This is a genomic window from Rugamonas sp. DEMB1 (assembly GCF_029834475.1).
GTDB lineage: Bacteria > Pseudomonadota > Gammaproteobacteria > Burkholderiales > Burkholderiaceae_D > Rugamonas > Rugamonas rubra.
Map to the genome: position 1 here is coordinate 509,263 of NZ_CP122407.1, position 18,370 is coordinate 527,632.

Here is an 18,370-nt window from a genome sequence, read left to right on the forward strand (position 1 = left end):
GCTGAGCTACCTTAGACCGCTGGTGTAAAAAAATCAACGTTGTTCGAAGTCCTGTTGTAAAACGGCCCCGCCGGCGCGGCGGGGCCGTTCGGCTACCGGCTTACTGGGTCAGCAGGCTGACCTTGTCGACCACGAAGGAGGTTTGCAGCGAGGCGTCCTCGGTCATGGCGAAGGACAGCTGCACGGTCTGGCCCTTGTAGGCCAACAGGTTGAAGCTGCGCATTTGATAGCCGCTGGCCGCGTTCTTGTTGGAGTAGGTGGCCAGGGTGCCGAGCACGGCGCCGCTGCTGCTCTTCACGGTGACGACCAGCTTGTCGTAGACCACCGCCTCGGTTTCGGCCGTGTCGATGTGCAGCGCGAAGCTCAGCGTGGCCGAGGTGGCCGCCGCCGGGATCGCCACGCTCTGCGTCAGCGTTTCGGTGGCGCTGTTGCCGTTGCCGCCCAGCCAGGCGAACTTCGTGCCCTCGTAGGCCGTCTGGCCGGCGTAGCTGCCGATCACGCCGGTGCTGCCGCCCCAGCCGGTGGCGCCCGACTCGAAGCCGCCGTTGGCCACGCGCTCGGTGCTGCCGCCGCCGGTGACGGTCAGCGTGGCGCCGCTCGAGGTGGCGCTGCTGGCCGGCGAGGCCGAGTCGGTGACGGTGGCGCTGAACACCGCGCCGCTGTCGGCCGTCTGCGCCGTCAGCGTGTAGGTCGGCGCGGTGGCGCCGCTGATCACGGCGCCGTTGCGCAGCCACTTGTAGCTGTAGGGCGCGGTGCCGCCGCTGGCGCCGACGGTGAACGAGGCGGACCCGCCCGGCGCCACCGTCACGCTGCTCGGCTGGGTCGAGATCGACACGCCGCCCGGCACGCCGGACTCGTCGACGTCGGCGCCGACGTTGATCGCCGCGTAGGCGCGCTTGACGGCGGTGGCCTCCTTGCTGCCCACGCCGTACAGCTCCTCGGCCGCCTGCAGCACCTTGTTGCGCGCGTCGGCGTAGTTGGTCAGCTGGGTGAACTTGGTGGTGTTGGCCTTGAACCAGATGCGGAAGGCCTTGTCGTTGCCGATGCCGGTCATCGCCGCCGGACTCTTGTTCAGGTAGGAGCTGTAGTAGTCGCTGCTCGAACTGGAGTTGGAACCCTGCGACAGGAAGTAGAACATGCGGTTGTTCGGGCCGCTGCTGTAGTGGACGTTCAGGTTGCCGATCGAGCTGCTCCAGGCGTTCGGGCTCTTGCCGTCCTTGCTCGGCTTGTACATCCAGCGCAGCGGCTGGCCGGTCTTGCTGATCTCCACGCCCATCATCCAGTCGTTGCCGCCGGGGATGGTGGTGCCGGTGCCGCCGGCGCGCGCGTAGGCCTCGACCATGTCGCCGCCGATGTCCGAGCTCGACTCGTTCAGGCCGCCCGACTCGCCGGAGTACTCCAGGTTGGAGGTGGCGTCGGTGACGCCGTGCGACATCTCGTGGCCGATCACGTCGAGCGAGCCCAGGCTCTTGAAGCTGCTGCCGTCGCCGATGTACATGCATTTGCAGCCGGGGTCGAAGAAGGCGTTGTCGTAGTTGTTGTCGACGTGGGCGGCGATGTAGGTCGAGGTGTTGGCGCCGTCCAGGCTCTGCCAGCCCAGCACGTTCTTCAGCGCGTCGTAGGTGTTCATCAGGCCCCACATGGCGTTGACGGCGGCGGTCTGGCCGTTGGCGTTGGTGGTGCTGCCGCCGCTGATGTACTGCTGGCCGTCGCCCCAGACGTTGCTGCTGTTGGTGTAGATGCTGCCCGGGTTGGGGTTCGATTCCGGGCTGTGGTTGGCGTTGGTGATGGCCATCGCGCCGAACTTGCCGCCCACGCCGCGGCTGGGGTCCTTCATCGAATAGGTGCTGCCCGACAGCGTGGTGTTGATCGGCACGGCGCCGTTGTACTGGCTGTTGCCGGTGCCGACCACGGTTTGCAGCGCCTCCCACTGCTTGAGCACGGCGCCGGTCCTGGCGTTCAGGATGGTGTCGCGGTAGACCAGCTTGCGCTTGTCGGCCATGCGCGTCTTGACCAGGTAGGCCAGCTCGTAGTGGTCGAGCACCTGCTCCAGGTCCATCGCGTTGAGGGCCGCCTCGGCCTTGTTCTCGGCGCCGGCCGCGCGCACCGTCTTCATCACCGGATAGATCATCAGTTCGGCCTGCGGCTCCCAGCGGTGCAGGCCGCGTGGCGCCACCGCCTTGACCACCTTGTCGATCGCCTCGGCGGCGCCGAAGGCCGGCGCCAGGTCGGCCAGCGGCGCGGCCGCCGTGCCGCGCGCGCCGTCCTTGGCGGACAGGCCGGCGCGGCGGTCGGCCACCGACTCGCTGACGATCTCGCCGGCGTCGTTGGTGACGATCACCGACTCCGAGCCGTAGATGCGCAGGCCGTTGTAGGTGTGCTGGGCGCGCGTGATGCGCGTGCCGACCACGCCCGGGTGCTGCGCCGCGATGGCGAAGCCGTGGGCGGCGTCGAGGCCGAGGGCGCCGCCGCGCGCCTTGAGTCGGGCCACCAGGCCGGCGTTCTCTTGTGGAGAGGCCAGTCCGGCCGGCGCCGCCATCAACTGGCCGTTGGCCTGGGCTGGGTTGTGGGCCATCAGCGGCAGCGCGGCGATGGAAGCGGCGATTAGGGTCATACGTAAATTCATCTCTTCTCCGTGTGGTGTGGGTATGTTGGATGGGCGACCCGGCCTGTGCGTGCGCGGCCGGCCCGGCGCCTTCCGCCGCCGCTTCGCGGGTAGCGGGCGGCGGCGCGACGGCATGAAAACGGCGGGCAGGGGCGACACTATTCCCATCGCCGGTGGCAAGTCAAAAAACTTCGGAAATTGGTCGGACGGGGTGTGGAATGTTAAAAATTGGACATTCTTGCCGGCATGGGGGAGGATGGGGGCGGCCGCCGGGACGCGCCACGGGCCCGCTTCGGCGCCCTTCGCCGCCCATCTAGCGCGAAACGGCCGGCAAGGCGCGCACGATAGGCCGGGAATGTGTTAAATCCGCCACGGAATAGAATTAACACTCTAAATTCGTCAACAATGCGACACAATGGCCGGGTCTTCGGCAAATGACAGTTGCGAAATTTTAATATTGCGATTTACACTAGCCAATACCGGCCGGAATACTGTTTCGCCGGCACATAAAAAGCGCAGGGCACAACCCGCAAAAAACACAGCGCATTCGGGAACCACAGGAAGGAAAACATGACTCCATTCACAGCACTGGCGCCTCGCCACCGCATGTCCGCCGCCGCCTCGCACACGGCCTTGCCGCCACCGCCATAGCCGCCGCTCCCGGCGCACAGCGTCGCCGCGCGCGGAGTGGACAGCGTTCCGCCGCCTGGCATCCGCCGTCATTTTGATTGTCGCTCCAGGAAATTGCTCGCCGACGCGGCGCGTGATGCGGGCTAGTCACGCCCGGTTGGGGCAAGGGGAGAAACCATGCTGTCGATATCCACCAAAGTCGAGCGGATCGTGCTCGAGTCGTCCTTCCTCACCGAGGGGCTGGGAAGGGCCTGATCAACCTGTCCGAGCTGGCGCGCCAGTTGCAGCCGCAGCTCGAGACCGACCTGTGGAAGCCGGTCGGCCAGGCCGCCGTGGTGATGGCGCTGCGCCGCGTCGCCGAGCGGCTGCCGCCGCAGCGCGGCAGCGAGATCGTGCTGCCGCAGAAGACCGGCGAGCTGACCACCCGCACCGAGCTCACCGAGTTCACCTACCGCTATTCCGAGAACACCTACGAGTGCCACCGCCAGCTGTTGGCGCTGGCCGAGCCGCACCGCGGCGCCTTCGTCACGGTCACGCGCGGCGTCAAGGAGGTGATGGTGGTGTGTAGCAAATCGCTGACCGGGGTGGTCGAGCACGTGTTCGCCGGCGAGCGCGAGATGGCGCGGCTGGAGAACCTGAACGCGGTGACCCTGCATTTGAATCCGGAGACCTGCCGCACGCCGGGCATCTACCACGCCATCCTCAAGCAGCTGGCCTGGGACAAGATCAACCTGATCAACATGATCTGCACCTACACCGAGCTGACCATCCTGCTCGAGAAGAACCAGACCGGGGCGGCCTTTTCGGTGTTGTCGCGCATCGTCGCCAGCTAGCCGGCGGCGGGCGCCGTCCCCGCGCCGGGCTGTGCCGGCGGCGGGGGACGGCCGCGCCCTTACTTCTTGTCCGTGTCGGTCGAGAAGTTCAGCGCCGGCGCCTCGTCGTCCTTCTTCTCCTCCTCGGCCGGCGTGCCGTAGTCGGCCGGCGCCTCGATCTTCAGCTCGATCTGCTCCTTCATGTCGACCTTCTTCTCCACCGACACCAGGTGCGGGAAGGCGATGATCAGGACGACCATGATGATCTGGATCAGCACGAAGGGGATCGCGCCCCAGTAGATGTCCGAGGTCTTGACCTCCTTCGGCGCCACCGAACGCAGGTAGAACAGGGCGAAGCCGAACGGCGGGTGCATGAACGAGGTCTGCATGTTCACGCCGAGCAGCACGCCGAACCAGATCAGGTCGATGCCCAGCTTCTCGGCCACCGGGCCCACCAGCGGCACCAGGATGAAGGCCAGCTCGAAGAAGTCGAGGAAGAAGGCCAGCAGGAAGAACATGACGTTGACGACGATGAGGAAGCCGGTGGTGCCGCCCGGCAGCGACGACAGCAGGTGCTCGACCCACAGGTCGCCGTTGACGCCGCGGAACACCAGCGAGAACACGGTCGAGCCGATCAGGATGAAGATGACGAAGCAGGACAGCCGGGTGGTCGAGTTCATCGCCTGCTTCATCAGGCTCCACGACAGGCGGCCGTTGGCCATGGCCAGGATGATGGCGCCCATCGCGCCCATGCCGCCGCCCTCGGTGGGGGTGGCCAGGCCGATGAAGATGGTGCCCAGCACCAGGAAGATCAGGGCCAGCGGCGGGATCATGACGAACACCACGCGCTCGGCCATGCGCGACAGCAGGCCGATCTTCAGGTGGCGGTTGGCCAGCGCGAAGACGAAGGAGCCGACGATGCCGACGCCGGCCGAGAAGATGCCCAGCTCGTCGGCCGCCAGCAGCGGATGGCTGGCGCCGTACACCTTGGCGAAGGCGAACGAGGCGGCCACCGCGCCGAGCACCAGGAACAGCAGCGAGACGGCGCCGCTGTTGCCGTTGGCCTCGCGCAGGTTGCGCGCCTCCAGCGGCAGCGCCGGCACGTGCGACGGCTTGAAGATCGACACCGCCAACACGTAGCCGGCGTACATCGCGGTCAGCAGCAGGCCCGGCACGAAGGCGGCCTTGTACATGTCGCCGACCGAGCGGCCGAGCTGGTCGGCCATGACGATCAGCACCAGCGACGGCGGGATGATCTGCGCCAGCGTGCCGGAGGCGGCGATGACGCCGGAGGCGAGCTTCTTGTCGTAGCCGTAGCGCAGCATCACCGGCAGCGAGATCAGGCCCATCGAGATGACCGAGGCGGCCACCACGCCGGTGGTCGCCGCCAGCAGGGCGCCGACGAAGATCACCGCGTAGGCGACGCCGCCGCGCACCGGCCCGAACAGCTGGCCGATGGTGTCGAGCAGGTCCTCGGCCATGCCGGAGCGCTCCAGGATCAGGCCCATGAAGGTGAAGAAGGGGATGGCCAACAGGGTGTCGTTGGCCATGATGCCGAAGATGCGGTTGGGCAGGGCCTGCAGCAGCTCCGGTTTGAGCAGGCCCAGCTCGATGCCGACCAGGCCGAAGAACAGGCCGTTGGCGGCCAGGGAAAACGCCACCGGGAAGCCCGACAGCAGGAAGACCACCAGGGCGCCGAACATGATCGGCGCCAGATTCGCTGTTAAGAATAATTCCATGTCTCGTTCGCTCTCTTCTTGTCGTGTTTTGAGATTACAGCTTGTTGGCCGCCTTGATCGCCTCGATCTCTTCCTCGGGCGTGGCGACGTGCTTGGCGAACTCGTGGCCGTCGATTTTCCCGGCCAGGAAGGCGATGCGCTTGATGATCTCGGAGACGCCCTGCAGCAGCATGAGGAGGAAGCCCAGCGGCACCAGCAGCTTGGCCGGCCAGACGATCAGGCCGCCGGCGTTGCTCGACATTTCGGCGCTCTGGATCGACAGCAGGGCGAAGGGCACGCCGTAGTAGACGATCAGCAGCGAAATGGGCATGAGGAACAGCAGGAAGCCGAACAGGTCGATCCAGACCTGGGTGCGCTTGGAGAAGCGGCCGGCGATGACGTCGATGCGCACGTGCTCGTCGCGCTTGAGCGTGTGGCTCGAGGCCAGCATGAACATGGCGGCGAACAAATACCACTGGATCTCCAGCCAGGCGTTGGAGCTGGCGTTGAAGGTGTAGCGTATCAGGGCGTTGACGGTGCAGATGATGACGGCGGCCAGCAGGCCCAGCCGACCACGCCGGCGATTTTCTCGTTGAGCGTGTCGATGGCCCGCGAAACTGACATAAACATGGGTGTCTCCTCTATCCTCTGTTGCAGACGATGCCGGACGCTGCTTTGGCGCCCGGCTTTTGGGGAAATGCTAAGTGTGTCGCTAGTGTGTCGCTAATATGGCGCCCGGTTCGCCGCGCCGGGCCGGCCGGCTAGCCGGCCAGCTGGGTGCGCACGCGGGCGATGGCGGCGCGCACCTGGCGCGGCGCGGTGCCGCCGACGTGGTCGCGCGCGGCCACCGAGCCCTCCAGCGTGAGCACCTCGAAGACGTCGGCCCCGGTCAGCGGCGAGAACGCCTGCAGCTGCTCGAGCGACAGGTCGGCCAGGTCGCAGCCGGCGTCGACGCAGGCGCGCACGGCGCGGGCCACCGCCTCGTGGGCGTCGCGGAAGGGCAGGCCCTTCTTGACCAGGTAGTCGGCCAGGTCGGTGGCGGTGGCGTAGCCCTGCAAGGCGGCGGCGCGCATCGCCTCGGGCTTGACGCTGATGCCGCCGGCCATGTCGGCGAAGATGCGCAGCGTGTCGACCAGCGTGTCGACGGTGTCGAACAGCGGCTCCTTGTCCTCCTGGTTGTCCTTGTTGTAGGCCAGCGGCTGGCCCTTCATCAGGGTCAGCAGGCCCATCAGGTGGCCGTAGACGCGGCCGGTCTTGCCGCGCGCCAGTTCCGGCACGTCGGGGTTTTTCTTTTGCGGCATGATCGACGAGCCGGTGCAGAAGCGGTCGGCGATGTCGATGAAGCCGACGCGCGGGCTCATCCAGATCACCAGCTCCTCCGACATGCGCGAGATGTGGGTCATCACCAGCGCGGCGGCGGCGCAGAACTCGATGGCGAAGTCGCGGTCGGAGACGGCGTCGAGCGAGTTGTGGCAGACGTCGTCGAAGCCCAGCGTCTTGGCCACGCGCAGGCGGTCGATCGGGAAGGTGGTGCCGGCCAGCGCGGCGGCGCCCAGCGGCAGGCGGTTGACGCGCTTGCGGCAGTCGGCCATGCGTTCGCTATCGCGGCCGAACATTTCGACGTAGGCCAGCATGTGGTGGCCGAAGGTGATCGGCTGGGCCACCTGCATGTGGGTGAAGCCGGGCATGATGGTGTCGGCATGCTGTTCGGCCAGGTCGGTCAGGGCGCCGCGCAGCGCCGCCAGCAGCACGCCGATGTCGTCGATGGCCGAGCGCACGTAGAGGCGGATGTCGGTGGCCACCTGGTCGTTGCGCGAGCGGCCGGTGTGCAGACGCTTGCCGGCGTCGCCGACCAGCTCGGTCAGGCGCTTCTCGATGTTCAGGTGCACGTCCTCCAGGTCGAGCAGCCATTCGAACTTGCCGGCCTCGATCTCCTGGCCGATCTGCGTCATGCCGCGCACGATCTCGGCGTGGTCTGCCGCGCTGATGATGCCCTGCGCGGCCAGCATTTCGGCGTGCGCCAGCGAGCCCTGGATGTCGGCCTTGGCCAGGCGGTTGTCGAAGAAGACGGAGGCGGTGTAGCGTTTGACGAGGTCCGAGACGGGTTCGGAGAAGCGGGCCGACCAGGCCTCGCCTTTTTTGGAGAGTTGTGCTGTCATGGTATTGGAGTTAGGAGCTGCGGTTTTGCTGCGGTTTTGTCTGGGACGATTATAAACAAGGTTGGCTGGGTGCAGGACATTTAGGCCGCCGCGTGGTGACAGCGGCTCGAAAATCGGCGATTATTGTGGTTTCTGTCATTCAACTTTGTCAAAAAGGCTAGACGAGCATGAGCCAATTCGAGATCAGCAGCGAGCCGTCCCGGCTCGACATGGCCGTGGTGCACGGCTACCTGAGCGAGCAGTCGACTTGGGCCGTCGGCATGCCGCGCGCGCTGCTGGAGCGCGCCGTCGCCAACTCGCTGTGCTTCGGCGGCTACCTGGACGGGCGGCAGATCGCCTTCGCCCGCGTGGTCAGCGACCGCGCCACCTTCGCCAACCTGGTCGACGTGTTCGTGCTGCCGGCGTACCGTGGCCACGGCTACAGCAAGGCCTTGATGGCGGCGGTGCTGGCGCATCCGGAGCTGCAGGGCCTGCGCCGCTTCATGCTGGCCACCGGCGACGCGCACGGCCTGTACGCCCAGTTCGGCTTCACCGCGCCGCTGCGCCCGGCCAGCCTAATGGAGCGCTACTTCCCCGATATCTATCAGGTGCGGGGGTAGGGGACTTGGCGCGAGGGGGAGTTATGAGCAATGCGACGTGCCGGACCAGCTATGTCTGCCGTAAGGCTTGATGTAATTGCAGTGTTAATGTCTTGCCATTAATACTGTATGCATGTACAGTTTGCATGCGTCAATCGCGCACAACAATCTACCCCAGGAGTAAACACCATGCTTGACCACATGACTTTCCGCGTGACCGATATAGCTCGTGCCAAAGCGTTTTACAGCGCGGCACTTGCGCCATTGGGCTACAGCGTATGCTTCGAAGGCAACTACGGCGCGAACATGCTGGGGTTTGCTTACCCTGACGCCTCTGAGCCTGACGGCAAAAAAGCCGATGTATGGTTCATCGATGGCCCATCACCATACGGGGGCCCATCGGCGACTACCGGCTGCCACCTGGCATGGCGGGCAGAAACTCGTGCGCAAGTGGATGCTTTTTACCTCGCGGCGATCAGCGCCGGAGGAAAAGACAATGGCGCCCCCGGCCTCCGCCCAGACTATCACCCTCACTACTACGGTGCCTTTGTCATTGATTTGGAAGGCAACAACATTGAAGCAGTGTGCCACCAACCAGAATGAGTCGCGCTCAGTGATTGCGGGTGAGCGGCCGGGTATTCAGACTGCCGAAAAACCGAGCGCATTCGAGTCGCAGGAAGGCCGGTATCGGGCCGCTCTTTGAGTTGCTTGTGCATTTCATCGAGCTGCAATGTTTACGGCTTGGCGAGAAATTGCTCGATGTAATGAATGACCTTGGCCGCGCCCTCGCTTGTTTCCACCAGATCAATTGGCGCTTGGCCGCCGAGATAGGGATTCACTTCCGACATCCATTTGAATGCCTTCTTGCGGCTGCCCACGACGGGCATCGCCAACTTGAGAACCTGCTCCAGCAAGTCCGGGCGCGCATACCAAGATTCCGGTTTGATCGTCGGATGGCGGCCTGGTATGACACGCGGCAGTTGAGAATCGGCCAATTCGGTTGGTGTGATGTGTGAGCGGACCCAGTGTGCCAGTTCGCTCAATTCGGTATTTGGCTGCCGCACGTGTGGCCAGGTCGGCACCACCAAACCTATGGTGACATTCGTGTGGGCGCGGATCATGGCGAGCGCCGGTGCGATATCGGTATCGTTGGTCACGATCACAATTTGGTCAACCGCGCAGGTGATCGCATCGTGGTATGCCTGCAGCGCCAGATTTACGTCCGATTGTTTTTCCTCCAGCTTCCACACCAAGACTTCCTTGCAATCGCGCGGCCACGTCCTCGGTGCGCCAGGATCGATTACTTTGGCCTTCGACTCGGTTTGCGAATAGTAGCCCTCGATCAGCTGGATGCGCCCATCGTACAGCTTACGTAGCGCAGTATGGTAGCGGGCCTGCGACGACACCGAATCGAGCGCCTTGGCGGCTGATTCGAGGATTTTTGCGGTGAAGAACTTGATGCCCAGTGGCAGCAATTCGCTACGAGTGCCGGGGGCCGTGCTGGTCGGGAGTATGTGTTTCTCGAACAGGCTCAGCAGATCCAGCCACTTATACGGAGTGCCTTTCAAACAGCCATAGTAGAGATTGTAGCCGTCGATGTACACGCGCGTGCGCAACGGCGGTGGAGCAGGAGCTGCCATTTTCTCTCCCTGAAACGAAAAAACCGGCTTGCGCCGGCTCTTTCCCCCGCACCCCAGATGGTCTAGCCACACCGGCGTTGCGGATTAGTTGTTAGGTCGATTGTATCGCAATATAGGTTTTGTGCCAGCGCTTTCTTATACAGCAGTCGCGACTTGGCGCCGCTACTGCCAATTCATCAGGCAGGGCGGAATCAGCAGCAGCAAGGCCATCACGGCGTAGATCAGCTGCAGCGGCACCATCCACTTGGCCCAGGTGATCCAGGGCACCCGCGCCAGCGCCAGCACGCCGACGGTGATGCCGGAGGTGGGCAGCATCGGCGTGTTGAACTCGCCCATCTGGAAGGCCAGGATGGCGGTCTGCCGGGTCACCCCGACCAGGTCGGCCAGCGGCGCCATGATCGGCATGGTCAGCGCGGCCTGGCCGGTGCCGGAGTGGATGAAGAAGTTGATCACCGACTGGATCAGGTACATCTTCTGCGCCGCGAAGATCGGGCTGGACGACTGCACCAGCGGCATCAGCGCGTGCAGCATGGAGTCGATGATGTGGGCGTCGCGCGCCAGGATCATGGTGCCGCGCGCCAGCGCGATGACCAGCGCGGTGCCGACCAGGTCGCGCGCGCCCTGCATGAAGGCGTCGACCAGCTGGTCCGAGTCGAGCCGGCCGACCAGGCCGACCACGATGGCCATGGTCAGGAACAGCGCGGCGATCTGCTCGATGTACCAGTCGTACATGATGACGCCGCAGACCATGGTGCCCAGCGTGGCGACGAAGATCCACAGCACCAGGCTGTGGGTGCGCGTCATGCCGTGGAACTCGCCCAGGCCGTCGGGCGCCTCGCGCCGTTTCTCGCAGTCGAGCGCCCAGGTCGGGCTCTTCTCAGGCGTGCGCTTGACGCGCGCCGCGTACCACATCAGGAACAGCGCGGTGATGGCGGTGGCGATGGCCCACACCAGCACGCGGTAGGCCATGCCGGAGAACACCGGCAGGCCGGCGATGCCCTGGGCGATGCCGACGTTGAAGGGGTTCAGGAAGGCGGCGCCGAAGCCGACCTGCGAGCCGAGGAAGGGGATGGAGACGCCGACGATGGTGTCGTAGCCCAGCGCCAGCGCCAGCGGCACGAAGATCAGGATGAAGGGGATGGCCTCCTCGTTCATGCCGAAGGTGGCGCCGCCGATCGAGAACAGGGTGATGAACACCGGGATCAACGCGGCGCGCACGAACTTGGACGTGCTGTGGGCCTTGGCGATGGCCTTGATCATCGAGTCGATCGCCTCGGTCTTTTGCAGCACGGCGAAGGCGCCGCCGACGATCAGCACGAAGCCGATGATCAGGCCGGCGTCGACGAAGCCCTTGATCGGCGCCATCATCAGCGCGGCCAGGCCCTGCGGCGCGCTGGCGACCAGGTGGAAGGAGTCCGGGTCGATCATCTGCTTGCCGTTGACCAGGTGGGTCTCGTATTTGCCGCCCGGGACCAGCCAGGTGGCCAGCGCGATCAGCGCCAATATGCCGAACAGCAGGACGAAGGTGTGCGGGAGTTTGAATTTTTTCATGGGGTTTCTGGTTATTGGCTCAGCAGTTTGCCGGCGCGGAAGGCGGTGGCGCCGGCGATTTTACCCACGTTCATGCCGCGCAGCACGTGGCGGTGGCCGCTGCGGGCGAAGAACACGCCCGGCACCGTGCAGCGCAGGGTGGTGGTGGCGCCCGTGACCGGGTCGATCAGGTCGCCGAAGGCGTCGCCGGCCTCCAAGCGCTCGCCCATGTCGCGGGTGTAGACCAGCACGCCGGCGTGCGGCGCCAGGATCGGTTCGACGCCCTCCAGCGGCGTCGGCTGGCACAGCGGCGCCGGCAGCGCGGCCGGCAGGCTCGACGCGTCGGCCGCCAGCACGCCGCTGTGCGCCAGGAAGGCCAGCAGCGCCTCGGCGTCGCGTTCGGCCAGGGCGTAGCCGACCTCCATCTCGCCGCGCAGCTCGACGGTGGTCGACAGGCAGGCCGGCGGGATCGGGTGGCGCCCCGCGAAGTGGGCGTCGAGGCCCCACCACAGGCGGCTGCAGGCCTCGTCGAAGGGTTCCTCGCCGGCCGCCAGGGCCAGCAGCACGGCGTGCGCGCCCATCAGCGCCGACAGCGGCGCCACCGCCGCCGCCAGCGGCGTGCCGGCGTAGATGTGCAGCACCGCCTCGTTGTCGCAGTGCAGATCGAGCACGATGTCGGCGTCGATGGCCATGCCGAGCAGGATCTTCTTCAGCGCCTCGGCGTCGGTGTTGGGCTGCCAGCGCGCCACCGAGGCCAGCGCGTGGGCGCGGATGGTGGCCACGTTGTGGGCCGCGTCGTCGTTCAGCAGGCCGGCCAGCGACAGCTTCAACTCGTCGGCGACGTGCTTGTAGGCGCGGTTGAAGTTGGTGCCGGTGGTCAGGTCGAAGCGGCCGAAGGGGGCGCCGTGGATGGCCTGGGCCAGGCCGATCGGATTGGCCGCCGGCACCAGCACCACCTCGCCGAGGACGCTTGCCGGCCGCCTCCAGCTCGAGCAGGCGGCGGCGCAGGAACTGCGCCACCAGCATGCCGGGCACCTCGTCGGCGTGCAGGGCGGCCTGGATGTAGACCTTCTTGCCGGCGCCGGGCGTGCCGAAGTGGAAGCTGCTCAACTGGTAGGCGGCGTTGGCGTGCGGGGCGGAGATGGCGTGCTTGTGTGTGCGCATGGCGGGCGTGCCCCGTTGTGGGGCGTGGTTGTCGTTGTGTGGGCGATTATGTAGCAATATTTTCATCAAGTAAATCGATGAAAAAAAATATGCAAAAAATGGTTGAGTTTATTTTTTGATATGCGTAGAGTGGCCTCAACAGTTCCATTTTTGCCAGCCATTTTACCTGCCCAGCACGCCGCCCGGAGAGTCCATGACGCCAGCCAGATCCGCCCCACCGTCCTCGCCCGACGCCGCCTTCGCGCAGTCGGTGCTGGGCCAGGCGCTGCTGCGGGCGCTGGGCGGCGGCTCGGTGTCGCACAAGCGCATCGCCGACTACCTGCTGCGCAACCAGATGCGCGTGACGGCGCTGGGCATCGGCGAACTGGCCGAATCGTGCCAGGTGTCGAGCGCCACCATCAGCCGCTTCGCGCGCGACATCGGCTACAAAAACTACGCCGCCATGCGCGCCGCTGTGGCGGGAACGCTACAGGCGGTGCTGCAGCCGGTCGACAAGCTGCGCAACTCGATCGAGCGCCGCGATGGTGCGCCGTCGCCGGTCAGCGAGAGCCTGGAGTACGCGGCGGCCAACATCGCCGCCACCGGCGCGGCGCTGTCGCTGGCCGAGCTGGACGCCGTGGTGCGCAAGCTGAAGGCCGCCAAGACCGTCTACGTGATGGGCTTCGGCCTGTCCTCGCACCTGGCCGGCATGCTGGCGCAGCATTTGCACTCCTTCTGCCCGCACGTGGTGGAGGTGGTCGGCATCGGCGGCTCCGAGGTGGCGGCCGGCCACCTGGTGCACATCACCGGGCGCGACGTGCTGGTGGCCATCTCGCTGCCGCGCTACACGCTCGACTGCATCCGCCTGGCCAACTTCGTGCGCGACCGGGGCGCCTGCCTGGTCGCGCTGACCGACTCGCCGGCCTCGCCGCTGGCCGAACTGGCCGACCACACGCTGTACGCGCAGAGCACCCACCCGGTGCTGCCGAGCAGCGCCAGCACGGCGCTGGCGATCATCGAGGCGCTGGCGGTGGCGTTGATGGTGTCGAACGCCGACAATGTCGACAAGGCCAGCCGATTGACCGAGGCCATCGCCGCCTACCTGTACGGCAGCGATCCTGCCCAGCTGGCGGCGCATGGCGCGCAAAGAAAAACGGGGCCGCGCAAGCCGGCTCCGCAAGCAGTGGCAGTCGTGAAAAAAAGCCGCCGGGCCGACCGCAAGGTCGGACCCGGCCAATAAAAAAACCGTGTTGGCACCAACACACACTGGGGAGCGTTTGAATGGCATACCAAGAACACCAAGAACCGCAGGAACAACAGCATCGTCCTTTGCCACGGCAGCTGCCGCTGGCGCGCGCGCTGCGCCTGGCGCTGGGCCTGACGGCCGCCGCCGGCGCGCTGGCCCAGCCGGCCTGGGCGCAGTCCGAGGTGGCGGAAAAGATCCAGCGCATCGAGATCACCGGCTCGGCCATCAAGCGGCTTGAGACGGAGACGGCGCTGCCGGTGCAGGTGATCACCCGCGCCGACATCGACAAGGCCGGCGTGACCACCGCCGCCGAGCTGATGGCGCGCCTGGCCGCCAACGTCGGCGGCCTGAGCGACGGCGCCAGCATCAACGTCGGCGGCGACCAGCGCGGCTTCAACAGCGCCAACCTGCGCGGCATCGGCACCTCGTCCACGCTGGTGCTGCTGAACGGCCGGCGCATGGCCAACTTCGCCTCGCCCGGCGACGACAGCGGCGTCGACCTGAACAACATCCCGGCCGCCGCGCTGCAGCGTGTCGAGGTGCTGCTCGACGGCGCCTCCTCGCTGTACGGCACCGACGCCATCGGCGGCGTCATCAACTTCATCACCCGCAAGGACTTCCAGGGCGTCGAGCTGAACGCCTCGGCCATGAACACCCGCGAGGGCGGCGCCGGCAAGCGCACCGCCAGCGTCAGCGCCGGCCACGGCAATATCGACAGCGACGGCTACAACGTCTTCGCCGTGCTCGACGTGCAGAACACCGAGCGCCTCAGCACCTCGCAGCGCAAGTTCGTCGGCGAGCTGCAGGTGCCGCAGCGGCTCGGCCACCTGCTGTCGAGCTACACCGGCCCGGCCAACATCCGCCTCACCAGCGCCCAGCGCGACTATCTGCAGGAGAACAACTTCCTCCTGAACGGCAAGCCGATCACCAACCGCATGATCAACCTGTCGATTCCCGGCTGCGCCGCGCCGGCCAATCTGTACCTGCCGGCCGGCACCGGCGGCGTCGACGCCTGCACCTACGACTACATGGGCGACACCGAGCTGTATCCCAAGTCGGAGAAGCAGAACCTGCTCAGCCGTGGCGTCTTCAAGCTCGGCGCCGACCACCAGCTCTACGCCGAAGTGGCGCTGAGCCGGGCGCGCACCTGGTACGTCGGCTCGGCGGCGCGGGTCAACGCCAGCATCGACTACCGCAAGGTGCCGGGGCTGGCCAACAGCGGCCTGATCAACGTCGACGACGACGACCCCGAGCAACTCGAGCTGCGCATCCGCCTCAACGAGGCCGGCCGCCGCACCAGCGAACTGACCAGCAGCAGCAGCCGCGTCGTGGTCGGCCTCAACGGCGTGCTGGGCGGCTGGGACTACGACGTCGGCCTGAACCACAGCGTCAGCACCATTTCCGACAAGGACACCCACGGCTACCTGCTGTACGACAAGCTCAAGGAGGGCATCGCCGACGGCCGCATCAACCCCTTCGGCCCGTCCGGCCCTGCCGGCGTGGCCCTGCTCGACAGCATCCAGGTCAACGACGACGTGCGCCACGCCCGCGGCACCATGGACGCGCTCGACTTCAAGGCCTCGCGCGCGCTGCTGGCCATGGGTGGCGGCGACCTGGCGCTGGCGCTGGGCGGCGAGCTGCGCCGCGAGCGCACCGACTTCACGCCGTCGGCCCTGCTGATGAGCAACAACATCAACAACGACGACGCCCCCGAGGGCGGCCGCGCCACCAGCGACTCGCGCCGGGTGGCCGGCGTGTTCGGCGAGCTGCTGCTGCCGTTCTCCAAGCAGTGGCAGGCGCAGCTGTCGTCGCGCTACGACCACTACCAGGTGGTCGGCGGCGCCTTCAGCCCCAAGCTGGGCCTGACCTACACGCCGAGCAACACGCTGCTGCTGCGCGCCTCGGCCGGCAAGGGCTTCCGCGCGCCGTCCATGTCCGACCTGTTCCGCCCCACCGTCTACAGCCAGACGGCGACCCTGCCCGACCCGGTCAAGTGCGCCGCCGAGGGCAACAACTACGCCGACTGCGCCGACAACTGGGCGACCCGGCGTTACAGCAACGTCGAACTCAAGCCCGAGCACAGCCGACAATTGTCGCTGGGCGCGGTGTTCGAGCCGAGCAAGCTGTGGAGCGCCAGCCTGGACTACTGGAACATCAAGCGCAGCGACCTGATCAGCGAGATCGGCGACGACGTCATCCTCGGCAACCTGGCCAAGTACGGCAGCCTGGTGCACCGCGACGAGGACGGCGCCATCGACTACATCGAGCTGCGCAAGGAGAACCGCGGCGCCCAGCTGGCCAGCGGCCTCGACCTGGCGCTCGACCTGCACGGCCTGCGCAGCGCCTGGGGCACCTTCGGCGCCCGCCTGAACGGCACCTACGTGCTGCAGTCCAAGCTGCAGACCAACCCGGGCGACGCCTACATCAGCAACCTGAACGCCTTCGTCACCGACGGCGTGGTGCAGCGCTGGCGCCACAGCATCAGCCTGGACTGGGACCAGGGGCCGTTGTCGCTGAGCCTGCTCAACAGCTATTCGAGCGGCTACACCGACCAGAACTCGGCGATCAACATCGACGACGGCAGCGTGGTGGCGCCGAACAAGGTCAAAGCCTACTCGCTGTGGGACTTGACCGGCTCCTACGCCGTCAGCAAGCAGTTCAAACTGCGCGCCGGCGTGCAGAATTTGTTCGACACCAGCCCGCCGTACTCGAACCAGGCCTATCATTTCCTGTCGGGCTACGATCCGAGCTACACCGACCCGCGCGGCCGCCGCTATTATTTGGCGGCCAGCTATGCCTTCAAGTAAGCCTTAAGGATGGGCCTGTAGTCTGAGCCGGGCAACCCCACCGGCGCAAACCAAGGGTCAGACCCTAGGGTCTGACCCTGGCTCGTTGCCTCTGGGGGGGGGGGCGCTGGCGCCTTGATTGAGCAGCGGGGCCGAACGCCGGCCCCCCGGCAAGCCGTAAGAAACTTTTGTTCGTAGGAGAATGAGTATGAAACCAGTTGCATCATCGATCCGGCGCCTGTGCGTCGCCTTCCTGGCCTGCCTTGCCGTCGTCGGCGCGCAGGCCGCCAACGCCTCGCCGGCCGCCTCGCGCGCCGCCGTGCCGGCGCCGCAGGGCACGCTGGTGATCATCGGCGGCGGCCTGCGCGCCGACAACGCCGAGGTCTGGCAGCGCATCGTCAAGCTGTCCGGCGGCAAGGGCGCGCGCATCGCCGTGTTCGGCGCCGCCTCGATCAACCCGGAGAAGTCGGCGCAGGGCGTGATCGCCAAGCTGGCCCAGTACGGCGCCGACGCCTTCTTCGTGCCGATCGGCGTCAAGCTGGCCGGCAGCGACTACCGCCAGGCGGCCGAGAACCCGACCATCGTCGCCGACATCCGCTCGGCCAGCGGCATCTACTTCGCCGGCGGCGACCAGTCGCGCATCACCCAGGCGCTGGTGCGCGAGGACGGCAACCGCACCGCCGCGCTCGAGGCGGTGTGGGCGGTGTACCGTGGCGGCGGCGTGATCGCCGGCTCCAGCGCCGGCGCCGCCATCATGAGCACCACCATGTTCTACGACGCCAAGCCGGTGCTCGACATGCTCAAGCTCGGCGTCACCGACGGCCGCGAGATCGCCCCCGGCCTCGGCTTCATCGGCGGCGACGTCTTCGTCGACCAGCACCTGCTGGTGCGCGGCCGCTTCGCCCGCATGATCCCGGTGATGCTCAAGAAGGGCTACCAGATCGGCCTGGGCATCGACGAGAACAGCGCCATGGTGGTCAGCGCCAACCGCGACGTCGAGATCATCGGCTACAGCGGCGCGCTGCTGATCGACCTGTCGCGCGCCATCACCGACCGTGGCGTCAAGGGCTTCAACATCAGCAACGCGGCGATCAGCTACCTGGACCGGGGCGACAAGTTCAACCTGGTCTCGCGCACCTTCTACCCCTCGCAGGACAAGGCCGACAACAAGCTCGACCCGAACCAGCCCGACATGCGCGAGCCGGTGTTCACCAACGACATCCTGGGCAACAACGCCGTGCTCGACCTGATGGGCAACCTGATCGACAACGCCCAGCAGGAGGCCATCGGCATCGCCTTCGGCAACCCGCGCGACCCCTACCCGGACCTCGGCTTCGAGTTCCGCTTCAGCAAAACCGTCAACAGCGTCGGCTACAGCTCGACCGAGGCCGAGGCCTACTCGGTGCTCAAGCTGCGCCTGGACATCCGACCGATCCAGCTGCAGCAACCGCTGTACCGCTACAAATAAGCCGCCGTTGGCGCCGCCCCGGGGGCAGACCCCAGGGTCAGACCCTAGGGTCTGA

Annotated in this window: 14 protein-coding genes; 7 read left to right on the top strand and 7 right to left on the bottom strand. The window is 66.4% G+C overall.

Features of this window, described 5'->3' with window-relative positions:
• Nucleotides 1–100: 100 nt before the first annotated feature.
• A complete protein-coding gene (locus QC826_RS02365) occupies nucleotides 101–2,614 on the bottom strand; it encodes a M4 family metallopeptidase (RefSeq protein WP_409567751.1) in 2,514 nt (837 codons plus the stop codon).
• A gap of 902 nt (nucleotides 2,615–3,516) precedes the next feature.
• Here QC826_RS02365 and QC826_RS02370 point away from each other — a divergent pair.
• Nucleotides 3,517–4,068, top strand: coding sequence for a hypothetical protein (locus QC826_RS02370; protein WP_279764236.1), 552 nt, complete (start codon nucleotides 3,517–3,519; stop codon nucleotides 4,066–4,068).
• Between the two features lie 59 nt (nucleotides 4,069–4,127).
• Here QC826_RS02370 and QC826_RS02375 read toward each other — a convergent pair whose 3' ends face one another.
• From QC826_RS02375 to argH, 3 genes are all read right to left on the bottom strand, one after another.
• Nucleotides 4,128–5,786 (bottom strand): TRAP transporter large permease subunit, encoded by a 1,659-nt coding sequence (locus tag QC826_RS02375; protein ID WP_279764237.1) that lies wholly within the window; start codon nucleotides 5,784–5,786, stop codon nucleotides 4,128–4,130.
• Nucleotides 5,787–5,820: 34 nt separating this feature from the next.
• Nucleotides 5,821–6,333 (bottom strand): TRAP transporter small permease subunit, encoded by a 513-nt coding sequence (locus QC826_RS02380; RefSeq protein WP_313872865.1) that lies wholly within the window; start codon nucleotides 6,331–6,333, stop codon nucleotides 5,821–5,823.
• Between the two features lie 193 nt (nucleotides 6,334–6,526).
• Nucleotides 6,527–7,924 (bottom strand): argininosuccinate lyase, encoded by a 1,398-nt coding sequence (gene argH / locus QC826_RS02385; protein ID WP_279764238.1) that lies wholly within the window; start codon nucleotides 7,922–7,924, stop codon nucleotides 6,527–6,529.
• A gap of 167 nt (nucleotides 7,925–8,091) precedes the next feature.
• Here argH and QC826_RS02390 point away from each other — a divergent pair, with 167 nt between their 5' ends.
• Nucleotides 8,092–8,523, top strand: coding sequence for a GNAT family N-acetyltransferase (locus tag QC826_RS02390; RefSeq protein WP_279764239.1), 432 nt, complete (start codon nucleotides 8,092–8,094; stop codon nucleotides 8,521–8,523).
• Nucleotides 8,524–8,691: 168 nt separating this feature from the next.
• Nucleotides 8,692–9,105, top strand: a complete 414-nt coding sequence (locus QC826_RS02395) for a VOC family protein (RefSeq protein WP_279764240.1) — start codon at nucleotides 8,692–8,694, stop codon at nucleotides 9,103–9,105.
• 131 nt (nucleotides 9,106–9,236) lie between these two features.
• Here the strand turns inward: QC826_RS02395 and QC826_RS02400 are convergent, their stop codons facing one another.
• From QC826_RS02400 to QC826_RS02410, 3 genes are all read right to left on the bottom strand, one after another.
• The gene (locus QC826_RS02400; protein WP_279764241.1) at nucleotides 9,237–10,142 is read right to left on the bottom strand and encodes an antitoxin Xre/MbcA/ParS toxin-binding domain-containing protein; all 906 of its coding nucleotides are present in this window, start codon (nucleotides 10,140–10,142) and stop codon (nucleotides 9,237–9,239) included.
• Nucleotides 10,143–10,304: 162 nt separating this feature from the next.
• Nucleotides 10,305–11,693, bottom strand: coding sequence for a YfcC family protein (locus QC826_RS02405; protein WP_279764242.1), 1,389 nt, complete (start codon nucleotides 11,691–11,693; stop codon nucleotides 10,305–10,307).
• An 11-nt stretch (nucleotides 11,694–11,704) separates the two neighbouring features.
• Entirely contained in the window at nucleotides 11,705–12,619 is a 915-nt protein-coding gene (locus tag QC826_RS02410; RefSeq protein ID WP_313872836.1) for a succinylglutamate desuccinylase/aspartoacylase family protein, read from the bottom strand.
• Between QC826_RS02410 and QC826_RS31155 the strand changes: the two genes are divergently transcribed.
• The 4 genes from QC826_RS31155 (at nucleotide 12,606) to QC826_RS02425 (ending at nucleotide 18,315) form a co-directional block, all read left to right on the top strand.
• Nucleotides 12,606–12,890 (top strand): hypothetical protein, encoded by a 285-nt coding sequence (locus QC826_RS31155; RefSeq protein WP_313872837.1) that lies wholly within the window; start codon nucleotides 12,606–12,608, stop codon nucleotides 12,888–12,890. The two genes, QC826_RS02410 and QC826_RS31155, sit on opposite strands and share 14 nt — an antisense overlap.
• A 139-nt stretch (nucleotides 12,891–13,029) precedes the next feature.
• Complete coding sequence (locus QC826_RS02415; protein ID WP_279764244.1) at nucleotides 13,030–14,055, top strand: MurR/RpiR family transcriptional regulator; 1,026 nt, start codon at nucleotides 13,030–13,032, stop codon at nucleotides 14,053–14,055.
• A gap of 41 nt (nucleotides 14,056–14,096) precedes the next feature.
• Nucleotides 14,097–16,868: a TonB-dependent receptor gene (locus QC826_RS02420; protein WP_279764245.1), complete on the top strand. Its 2,772-nt coding sequence runs from the start codon at nucleotides 14,097–14,099 to the stop codon at nucleotides 16,866–16,868.
• A 187-nt stretch (nucleotides 16,869–17,055) separates the two neighbouring features.
• Nucleotides 17,056–18,315: a cyanophycinase gene (locus QC826_RS02425; protein WP_279764246.1), complete on the top strand. Its 1,260-nt coding sequence runs from the start codon at nucleotides 17,056–17,058 to the stop codon at nucleotides 18,313–18,315.
• Nucleotides 18,316–18,370 lie beyond the last annotated feature (55 nt).